The sequence below is a fragment of the Shigella sp. FJ200513 genome, assembly GCF_040495915.1.
Lineage (GTDB): Bacteria > Pseudomonadota > Gammaproteobacteria > Enterobacterales > Enterobacteriaceae > ECMA0423.
The window spans coordinates 1-10,062 of the sequence record NZ_JBDYCV010000121.1 but is presented as its reverse complement, the minus strand read 5'-3'; the positions used below and the strand labels follow the sequence as shown (position 1 = coordinate 10,062).

Genomic DNA, 10,062 nt, shown 5'->3' with positions numbered 1-10,062 from the left:
TGATGGAAATGGAAGCCACGCAAGCACCTTAAAATCACCATCATACACTAAATCAGTAAGTTGGCAGCATTACCGGTATTCGATGGGGAAGAACTTCACGCGAGCTATTATCAGTCGTTATTATCTCAGGTACGGGATATGGTAGATGCACTATAAGATGTGTTAAAAACGCTGTAGCAGAATGAAGCGCGGAATAAAAAAGCGGCAACTCAATAAAGTTGCCGCTTTACGAGGAAATTAGAACATTACCTTATGACCGTACTGCTCAAGAATGCCTTTCACGCGTTCCATGGTCTCTTTCTTCGGTGGTTTAACACCATCGAGTTTGTATTCTTCACCCATCGCCACCCATTTGTGTTTGCCCAGTTCGTGGTAGGGGAGAAGTTCGATTTTCTCAACGTTACCCATATCACGGGTAAATTCACCGAGGCGATGTGCCGAATCGTCATCGTCAGACCAGCCTGGGACAACAACGTAGCGGATCCACACCTTCACATTTTTGTTCGCCAGATATTTAGCGAACTCCAGCGTGCGGTGGTTGGAAACTCCAACCAGATTTTGGTGGATCTCGTCGTTCATCTGTTTGAGATCGAGCATTACCAGGTCGGTTACTTCCAGCAGTTCATCAATCACCGGATCGTAACGACGAACAAAACCGTTGGTATCCAGACAGGTATGAATGCCTTCTTTTTTACAGGCGCGGAACCAGTCACGAACAAACTCAGCTTGCAGGATTGCTTCACCGCCGGATGCGGTAACGCCGCCGCCGGAAGCGTTCATAAAGTGGCGATAGGTCACCACTTCCTTCATCAAATCTTCAACGGTAACTTCTTTACCGCCATGCGTGTCCCAGGTGTCGCGGTTATGACAATACAGGCAGCGCATCAGGCAGCCCTGGAAAAAGGTGATAAAGCGAATACCTGGGCCGTCTACGGTTCCACAGGATTCAAAGGAGTGAATGCGACCAATAACTGACATTGCGGTGTTTCTCCAGATGTGGCCCATCTGAGGCCGTGTTGGTGCGCAGCTCGAAGGCTACGTCGAGTCTGTTTTGGCAGTCACCTTAAAGTATAGATAGCTGACAAAAAAGGCTCTCGTGCTAAAAAAGGCCCCACTTTCGTGGAGCCTTTATTGTACGCTTTTTACTGTACGATTTCAGTCAAATCTAATTACATAGATTGAGTGAAGGTACGAGTAATAACGTCCTGCTGCTGTTCTTTAGTCAGCGAGTTGAAACGTACTGCGTAGCCAGATACACGGATGGTCAGCTGCGGATATTTTTCCGGGTTTTCCATCGCGTCGAGCAGCATTTCACGGTTCATCACGTTAACGTTCAGGTGCTGACCACCTTCGATGGATGCTTCGTGGTGGAAGTAACCATCCATCAGACCAGCCAGGTTGGTCTTACGAACTTCGTCGTCTTTACCCAGTGCGTTCGGAACGATAGAGAAGGTGTAGGAGATACCATCTTTAGCGTAAGCAAACGGCAGTTTAGCAACGGAAGTCAGAGACGCTACAGCACCTTTCTGGTCACGACCGTGCATCGGGTTAGCACCCGGTCCGAACGGCGCGCCAGCACGACGACCGTCTGGGGTGTTACCAGTTTTCTTACCATACACAACGTTAGAAGTGATGGTCAGAACAGACTGAGTCGGGATAGCGTCACGGTAGGTGTGCAGTTTCTGAATTTTCTTCATGAAACGTTCTACCAGGTCAACAGCCAGGTCATCTACACGCGGATCATTGTTACCAAACTGCGGGTATTCGCCTTCGATTTCGAAGTCGATAGCCAGACCGTCTTCGTCACGAATCGGTTTAACTTTCGCATATTTGATTGCAGACAGGGAGTCAGCAGCAACGGACAGACCAGCGATACCACACGCCATGGTGCGGATAACGTCACGGTCGTGCAGCGCCATCAGAGAGGCTTCGTAGCTGTACTTGTCGTGCATGTAGTGGATGATGTTCAGTGCAGTGATGTACTGTTTAGCCAGCCAGTCCATGAAGTGATCCATGCGCTCCATCACTTCATCGTAGCTCAGGAGATCGCCTTTGATCGGTTCAGACTTCGGACCAACCTGCATTTTCAGTTTTTCGTCAACGCCGCCGTTGATTGCGTACAGCATGGTTTTCGCCAGGTTTGCACGCGCACCGAAGAACTGCATTTGTTTACCAACGATCATCGGGCTTACGCAGCAAGCGATAGCGTAGTCATCGTTGTTGAAGTCCGGACGCATCAGGTCATCGTTCTCATACTGCAGAGAAGAGGTGTCGATGGACACTTTAGCGGCGAATTTCTTGAAGTTCAGCGGCAGTTTTTCAGACCACAGAATGGTCATGTTCGGTTCCGGAGACGGCCCCATAGTGTACAGGGTGTTCAGGAAACGGAAGCTGTTTTTGGTAACCAGGGTACGACCATCGAGGCCCATACCACCGATAGATTCGGTTGCCCAGATTGGGTCGCCAGAGAACAGTTCATCGTATTCCGGAGTACGCAGGAAGCGAACCATACGCAGTTTCATGACCAGGTGGTCAACCATTTCCTGCGCTTCTTGTTCGGTGATCTTGCCAGCTTTCAGGTCACGTTCGATGTACACATCCAGGAAGGTGGAGGTACGACCGAAGGACATTGCAGCACCGTTCTGAGACTTAACAGCAGCCAGGTAGCCGAAGTAAGTCCACTGGATAGCTTCCTGAGCGTTGGTAGCCGGACCAGAGATGTCGTAGCCGTATTTCGCAGCCATTTCTTTCATCTGACCCAGAGCGCGGTGCTGTTCAGCGATTTCTTCGCGCAGACGGATAGTCTGTTCCAGGTTTACGCCGTTTTCCAGATCAGCCTGTAGAGAGGTGAACTGAGCGTATTTGTCTTTCATCAGGTAGTCGATACCGTACAGCGCAACGCGACGGTAGTCACCGATGATACGGCCACGGCCATAAGCATCTGGCAGACCGGTCAGAACACCGGATTTACGGCAACGCAGGATGTCCGGAGTGTAAACGTCGAACACGCCCTGGTTGTGAGTTTTACGGTATTCAGTGAAGATTTTTTTGATCATCGGGTCCAGTTCGCGGTTGTACGCTTTGCAGGAACCTTCGATCATTTTGATACCACCGAACGGGATAAGAGCACGTTTCAGCGGAGCTTCAGTCTGCAGACCAACAACTTTTTCCAACGCTTTATTGATGTAGCCAGCGTCGTGAGAGGTGATGGTGGAAGCAACAGCGGTGTCAAAATCAACTGGCGCGTGAGTGCGGTTTTCCAGTTTAACACCTTCCATTACTTTGTCCCACAGGGTGGTGGTCGCTTCAGTAGCGCCAGCCAGGAAGGACTCGTCACCCTCGTACGGAGTGTAGTTTTTCTGAATGAAGTCACGGACGTTTACTTCATTCTGCCAGTCACCTTTGGTAAAACCTTCCCAGGCTGTGGCTAACTTTTCATTAAGCTCGGACATGTAACACCTACCTTCTTAAGTGGATTTTTTATTTACTGCGTACTTCGACAACCATTAATGGTGATCGTTTTCACGCAGGTAAATGACCCAGTATGTCAACCCAACCAACAAACCACCGCCGATAATATTACCGATCGTAACCGGGATCAGGTTATCAGTGATGAAGTTCATCACGGTCAGGTGAGAAAAATTTTCCGGTGCAGAACCGACAGCGGTCCAGAATTCCGGAGATGCGAAGTCGCGGATTACAATACCCATCGGGATCATAAACATGTTTGCGATACTGTGCTCAAAACCGCTGGCAACAAACATCGCGACCGGCAGCACCATAATGAACGCTTTGTCCATCAGGCTGCGGCCAGAATAACTCATCCATACTGCCAGACATACCATCAGGTTTGCCAGGATACCAAGACAGACGGCCTCAATAAAAGTATGGTGCACTTTGTGGTCGGCGGTTTGTAGGACGTTTAGTCCCCATTGACCATTTGCGGTCATATACTCGCCGGAAAGCCACATTAAAAGTACAAACAGCAGTGCGCCGACCAGGTTGCCAAAATAGACATTTAGCCAGTTTTTAGCCAACTGACACCAGGTGATGCGCCCACTCGCCTTAGCAACAACAATCAACACTGTGGAAGTAAAGAGATCGGCTCCGCAGACAACACAAAGAATCAGCCCCAGAGAGAAGCAAATGCCGCCAACCAGTTTTGCCATGCCGAAGGGCATTGTGCCTGTGCCAGTGGTTGCTGTGATATAGAAGACGAATGCGATTGAGATGAAAACACCGGCGGTAATCGCCAGATAGAAAGTCTTAAGCGGATGTTTCGTTGCTTTATAGACACCCGCCTCTTCGGCCACTTTGGCCATTGCAGCAGGAAGTAAAAGATCAAAAGGGTTGTCAGCTTTCACACTAACTCTCTCTTTATTAAGTCGGCGACGAGATACTAACAAAGCATTATAGATGAGAAATTGATATAGATCATATCTCGCCTGGCTTATAGGCCCGTAACTCGCATGGTTTTTATGCAAATACGGAGTAACTATTTGATTATCCAAAATAAAAATAAATTTTAAAAATTAACAAATGAGTTGAATTTTTTCCGCATCCTCCGCTAAAACAGTTAATTAAAAGGGAGCATCAGGCGAATAAAGTAACAATATCGATCGTATTTATTAAATACAAATTACCGATATTTAACCTTATAATTACAATTATTTTATTAATGCAAATATATGTAAAGCGGGGCATTAAAAAAACGCCCCGTAATATAACTCAGACTAATCATTAAGCCTACATTGCGTAGGCTATTTGATTTTATTTTGCCCAGAATGCTGCTTTGGCGCGCTGCAGCTTTTCGTAGGCCTTCAACAACGACTGATGTGCAGCAAACGCGTGCAGATCGCTATCTACCGGTTGCAGGCCGTAAAACGCCGCTTCGCCGCTCATTGCCGCACTGGCGGCTTCTACGGCATCTGCGCCGTACATGCGAACAAACGCATTCAGATATTGCAGCGGCTGGCGATCTTCTTCCTGTGCCAGTAATAACAACGTTTGCAGGCAGCGATAATAGTTGGCGCGTTCCGGACTAAATACTGATGAGTTAAACTCCATCGTCCATTCGGTCCAGACCAGAGCCTGTTCCAGATCGCCACCAGCCAGCGCCAGCATGGCTTTTAATTCACCGATACGCAGGGTGTACCAACCGTTATCCGACCCGGTCGCCAGACCCAACAGCTCACGCACGCGGGTAAAGTCATCAAAACCTTCTTCATCCAGTTGCTCGATGAGGTTCAGGTAATCTTCTTTTTCCCACTCGCTGCCTGGTAGCGAAAGAATCGTTTCACGTAAATGGCTGCCCATACTGTTATTCGCGAGCCACAGATCTTCAGCCGGATAAATATCGGACATGCCAGGCACGATAATACGGCAAGCATAAACGCCCAGATGCTCGTAATCGGCAATATAAACTTCTTTATCTTCTTTGTTGAAGATAGCCATCAGCGTAGCAAACTCTTCTTCCGTGGTGCCGGAGAAATTCCAGTCCACAAACGGATAATCGGCATCCTGCTTGAACAGGTCCCAGGAGATTAAACCGCTGGAATCGATAAAGTGCGTTTCGAGGTTGGTATGTTCAGCGACTTCTTCATCATCGAAGGTTGGCGGAGTAAACACATCCAAATCTTTCAGGCCACGACCTTGCAGCAGCTCGGTCACGGTACGTTCCAGTGCTACGCCAAAATCAGGATGCGCACCGAAAGAGGCAAAGCAGGTGCCGTTTGCAGGATTAAACAGTACCACGCAAATCACCGGATACTGGCCGCCAAGGGAACCATCATATGCGAAGATCGGGAAACCTTCTGTTTCCAGTGTTTCGATCGCTTCAACCACCGCTGGGTAACGCGCCAGCACGTCTGCCGGGATTTCCGGCAAGCTGATGCTTTCAGCAATAATGCGGTTTTTCACGTAGCGTTCGAAAACTTCGGACAACCCCTGAACGCGTGCTTCGTTGCGGGTATTGCCAGCGGACATACCGTTAGAAACGTACAGGTTACCAATGATATTCATCGGAATATAAACGGTCTGATTGTCGGACTGGCGCGTAAACGGCAGACCGCAAATACCACGATCTTCGTTACCGGATTGTAGGTCAATCAGCATACTGCCGGTCAATTCATTCTCCGGATCGTAAAATGCGCGCAGACGGTCATCGAGCAGCCCTTCTGGCACATCGTCATTTTCGCTCAGTGGGAACCATTTTTCGTTGGGATAATGCACAAATGGACCGTTGGCGATGGTTTCGCCCAGCCAGAAATCAGCAAAAAAGTAGTTGGTTGAGAGACGCTCGAAATATTCACCGAGTGCAGAAGCCAGCGCCGCTTTCTTGGTTGCGCCTTTACCGTTGGTAAAACACAGTGCGCACTCTTTGTCGCGAATATGTACAGACCAGACGTTAGGCACGGGATTCAGCCAGGAGGCCTCTTCAATCTGAAAGCCGAGGTCTGAAAGTTTTTGCTGGAAGCGAGCGATGGAATCTTCCAGAGCGGCATCTTTGCCGGGGATAAATGTTTGCGTCATGAAAATCACTTTAGTCGTACGGAAAGCGCGCAATAATACGGGTTTTATCTCAAAGGCGCTATCACCGCCGCCATGCCGATGAACTGTTGACTATGCTTTTAGCGGATAAACCACGTTAAGAGCATAAAAATGAAGGCGTTCGATCTCCACCGTATGGCATTTGATAAAGTGCCTTTTGATTTCCTTGGCGAAGTTGCACTACGTAGTCTTTATACCTTTGTACTGGTTTTTTGTTCCTCAAAATGACCGGAAGACGCGGTGTGCGACAGATGTCGCTGTTTGAAGTGTTAATCATTCTCACGCTGGGTTCAGCGGCGGGAGATGTGGCGTTTTATGATGATGTGCCGATGGTGCCGGTACTTATCGTCTTTATCACTCTGGCGTTGTTATACCGCCTGGTAATGTGATGGCGAGCTGGCCTGGTCGAAACTCAATAACTCCAACATGACGGAATTTGAGTTCTTTATGGAGCTACGATTGCGTGGCGTGGAGCAGCTGGGGCAGGTACGTCTGGCGATTCTCGAAACCAACGGGCAAATCAGTGTCTATTTCTTTGAAGATGACAAGGTGAAACCGGGTTTACTTATTTTACCCAGTGATTGTACGCAGCGTTACAAAGTGGTGCCGGAGTCGGCGGACTATGCCTGCATTCGTTGTAGTGAAATCATTCATATGAACGCGGGGGAAAAACAATTATGTCCGCGCTGTGCAAATCCAGAATGGACGAAGGCAAGTCGGGCAAAACGGGTGACCTGACAGTAAAAACATCGGCTTTTTGCTAATAATCCGAGAGATTCTTTTGTGTGATGCAAGCCACATTTTTGCCCTCAACGGTTTTACTCATTGCGATGTGTGTCACTGAATGATAAAACCGATAGCCACAGGAATAATGTATTACCTGTGGTCGCAATCGATTGACCGCGGGTTAATAGCAACGCAACGTGGTGAGGGGAAATGGCTCAAATCTTCAATTTTAGTTCTGGTCCGGCAATGCTACCGGCAGAGGTGCTTAAACAGGCTCAACAGGAACTGCGCGACTGGAACGGTCTTGGTACGTCGGTGATGGAAGTGAGTCACCGTGGCAAAGAGTTCATTCAGGTTGCAGAGGAAGCCGAGAAGGATTTTCGCGATCTTCTTAATGTCCCCTCCAACTACAAGGTATTATTCTGCCATGGCGGTGGTCGCGGTCAGTTTGCTGCGGTACCGCTGAATATTCTCGGTGATAAAACCACCGCAGATTATGTTGATGCCGGTTACTGGGCGGCAAGTGCCATTAAAGAAGCGAAAAAATACTGCACGCCTAATGTCTTTGACGCCAAAGTGACTGTTGATGGTCTGCGCGCGGTTAAGCCAATGCGTGAATGGCAACTCTCTGATAATGCGGCTTATATGCATTACTGCCCGAATGAAACCATCGACGGTATCGCCATCGACGAGACGCCAGACTTCGGCAAAGATGTGGTGGTCGCCGCCGACTTCTCTTCAACCATTCTTTCCCGTCCGATTGACGTCAGCCGTTATGGTGTAATTTACGCTGGCGCGCAGAAAAATATCGGCCCGGCTGGCCTGACAATCGTCATCGTTCGTGAAGATTTGCTGGGCAAAGCGAATATCGCGTGTCCGTCGATTCTGGATTATTCCATCCTCAACGATAACGGCTCCATGTTTAACACGCCGCCGACATTTGCCTGGTATCTATCTGGTCTGGTCTTTAAATGGCTGAAAGCGAACGGCGGTGTAGCTGAAATGGATAAAATCAATCAGCAAAAAGCAGAACTGCTATATGGGGTGATTGATAACAGCGATTTCTACCGCAATGACGTGGCGAAAGCTAACCGTTCGCGGATGAACGTGCCGTTCCAGTTGGCGGACAGTGCGCTTGACAAATTGTTCCTTGAAGAGTCTTTTGCTGCAGGCCTTCATGCACTGAAAGGACACCGTGTGGTCGGCGGAATGCGCGCGTCTATTTATAATGCCATGCCGCTGGAAGGCGTTAAAGCGCTGACAGACTTCATGGTTGAGTTCGAACGCCGTCACGGTTAATGCCGAAATTTTGCTTAATCCCCACAGCCAGCCTGTGGGGTTTTTATTTCTGTTGTAGAGAGTTGAGTTCATGGAATCCCTGACGTTACAACCCATCGCTCGTGTCGATGGCACTATTAATCTGCCCGGTTCCAAGAGCGTTTCTAACCGCGCTTTATTGCTTGCGGCATTAGCACACGGCAAAACAGTATTAACCAATCTGCTGGATAGCGACGACGTGCGCCATATGCTGAATGCATTAACAGCGTTAGGGTTAAGCTATACGCTTTCAGCCGATCGTACGCGTTGCGAAATTATCGGTAACGGCGGTCCATTACACGCAGAAGGTGCCCTGGAGTTGTTCCTCGGTAACGCCGGAACGGCAATGCGTCCGCTGGCGGCAGCTCTTTGTCTGGATAGCAATGATATTGTGCTGACCGGTGAGCCGCGTATGAAAGAGCGCCCGATTGGTCATCTGGTGGATGCGCTGCGCCTGGGCGGGGCGAAGATCACTTACCTGGAACAAGAAAATTATCCGCCGTTGCGTTTACAGGGCGGCTTTACTGGCGGCAACGTTGACGTTGATGGCTCCGTTTCCAGCCAATTCCTCACCGCACTGTTAATGACTGCGCCTCTTGCGCCGGAAGATACGGTGATTCGTATTAAAGGCGATCTGGTTTCTAAACCTTATATCGACATCACACTCAATCTGATGAAGACGTTTGGTGTTGAAATTGAAAATCAGCACTATCAACAATTTGTCGTAAAAGGCGGGCAGTCTTATCAGTCTCCGGGTACTTATTTGGTCGAAGGCGATGCATCTTCGGCTTCTTACTTCCTGGCAGCAGCAGCAATCAAAGGCGGCACTGTAAAAGTGACCGGTATTGGACGTAACAGTATGCAGGGTGATATTCGCTTTGCTGATGTGCTGGAAAAAATGGGCGCGACCATTTGCTGGGGCGATGATTATATTTCCTGCACGCGTGGTGAACTGAACGCTATTGATATGGATATGAACCATATTCCTGATGCGGCGATGACCATTGCCACGGCGGCGTTATTTGCAAAAGGCACCACCACGCTGCGCAATATCTATAACTGGCGTGTTAAAGAGACCGATCGCCTGTTTGCGATGGCAACAGAACTGCGTAAAGTCGGCGCGGAAGTGGAAGAGGGGCACGATTACATTCGTATCACTCCTCCGGAAAAACTGAACTTTGCCGAGATCGCGACATACAATGATCACCGGATGGCGATGTGTTTCTCGCTGGTGGCGTTGTCAGATACACCAGTGACGATTCTTGATCCCAAATGCACGGCCAAAACATTTCCGGATTATTTCGAGCAGCTGGCGCGGATTAGCCAGGCAGCCTGAATGAACAACGGGCAATAAATAGCCAAATCTTTCTTTATCAAAACGTCGGCACATTGTCGTAATGCCGATCAGTTAAGGATCAGTTGACCGATCCAGTGGCTGTGTAAGAATCCGGAAACGCTCACTTGTTTCCG

Annotated in this window: 6 protein-coding genes and 2 pseudogenes; 4 read left to right on the top strand and 4 right to left on the bottom strand. The window is 48.9% G+C overall.

The window, feature by feature from the left end:
* Positions 1-75 precede the first annotated feature (75 nt).
* A pseudogene (locus ABZJ92_RS18505) lies at positions 76-156 on the top strand (NAD(P)H oxidoreductase); the annotation flags it as partial.
* An 81-nt stretch (positions 157-237) separates the two neighbouring features.
* Here ABZJ92_RS18505 and pflA read toward each other — a convergent pair.
* The 4 genes from pflA to ycaO form a co-directional block, all read right to left on the bottom strand.
* Positions 238-978 (bottom strand): pyruvate formate lyase 1-activating protein, encoded by a 741-nt coding sequence (gene pflA / locus ABZJ92_RS18500; RefSeq protein WP_000111043.1) that lies wholly within the window; start codon positions 976-978, stop codon positions 238-240.
* 191 nt (positions 979-1,169) lie between these two features.
* On the bottom strand, positions 1,170-3,452 hold the full coding sequence (gene pflB / locus ABZJ92_RS18495) for a formate C-acetyltransferase (RefSeq protein ID WP_001292813.1): 2,283 nt from the start codon (positions 3,450-3,452) through the stop codon (positions 1,170-1,172).
* A gap of 54 nt (positions 3,453-3,506) precedes the next feature.
* A complete protein-coding gene (gene focA, locus ABZJ92_RS18490; protein ID WP_000642544.1) occupies positions 3,507-4,364 on the bottom strand; it encodes a formate transporter FocA in 858 nt (285 codons plus the stop codon).
* Between the two features lie 406 nt (positions 4,365-4,770).
* Positions 4,771-6,531 carry a 30S ribosomal protein S12 methylthiotransferase accessory factor YcaO gene (gene ycaO / locus ABZJ92_RS18485; protein WP_005051051.1) on the bottom strand — a complete coding sequence of 587 codons (1,761 nt, stop codon included), beginning with the start codon at positions 6,529-6,531 and terminating at the stop codon, positions 4,771-4,773.
* A gap of 129 nt (positions 6,532-6,660) precedes the next feature.
* Between ycaO and ABZJ92_RS18480 the strand changes: the two are divergent.
* From ABZJ92_RS18480 to aroA, 3 genes and pseudogenes are all read left to right on the top strand, one after another.
* Positions 6,661-7,287, top strand: a pseudogene (locus tag ABZJ92_RS18480) (DUF421 domain-containing protein).
* 198 nt (positions 7,288-7,485) lie between these two features.
* Complete coding sequence (gene serC / locus ABZJ92_RS18475) at positions 7,486-8,574, top strand: 3-phosphoserine/phosphohydroxythreonine transaminase (RefSeq protein ID WP_000057149.1); 1,089 nt, start codon at positions 7,486-7,488, stop codon at positions 8,572-8,574.
* A 70-nt stretch (positions 8,575-8,644) separates the two neighbouring features.
* A complete protein-coding gene (gene aroA, locus ABZJ92_RS18470; RefSeq protein WP_000445222.1) occupies positions 8,645-9,928 on the top strand; it encodes a 3-phosphoshikimate 1-carboxyvinyltransferase in 1,284 nt (427 codons plus the stop codon).
* Positions 9,929-10,062: the final 134 nt, after the last annotated feature.

What these genes read in the sequence shown, in the direction of transcription:
- pflA (WP_000111043.1), bottom strand. Translation starts at nt 978, where the DNA reads ATGTCAGTTATTGGTCGCATTCACTCCTTTGAATCCTGTGGAACCGTA.
- pflB (WP_001292813.1), bottom strand. Translation starts at nt 3,452, where the DNA reads ATGTCCGAGCTTAATGAAAAGTTAGCCACAGCCTGGGAAGGTTTTACC.
- ycaO (WP_005051051.1), bottom strand. Translation starts at nt 6,531, where the DNA reads ATGACGCAAACATTTATCCCCGGCAAAGATGCCGCTCTGGAAGATTCC.
- serC (WP_000057149.1), top strand. Translation starts at nt 7,486, where the DNA reads ATGGCTCAAATCTTCAATTTTAGTTCTGGTCCGGCAATGCTACCGGCA.
- aroA (WP_000445222.1), top strand. Translation starts at nt 8,645, where the DNA reads ATGGAATCCCTGACGTTACAACCCATCGCTCGTGTCGATGGCACTATT.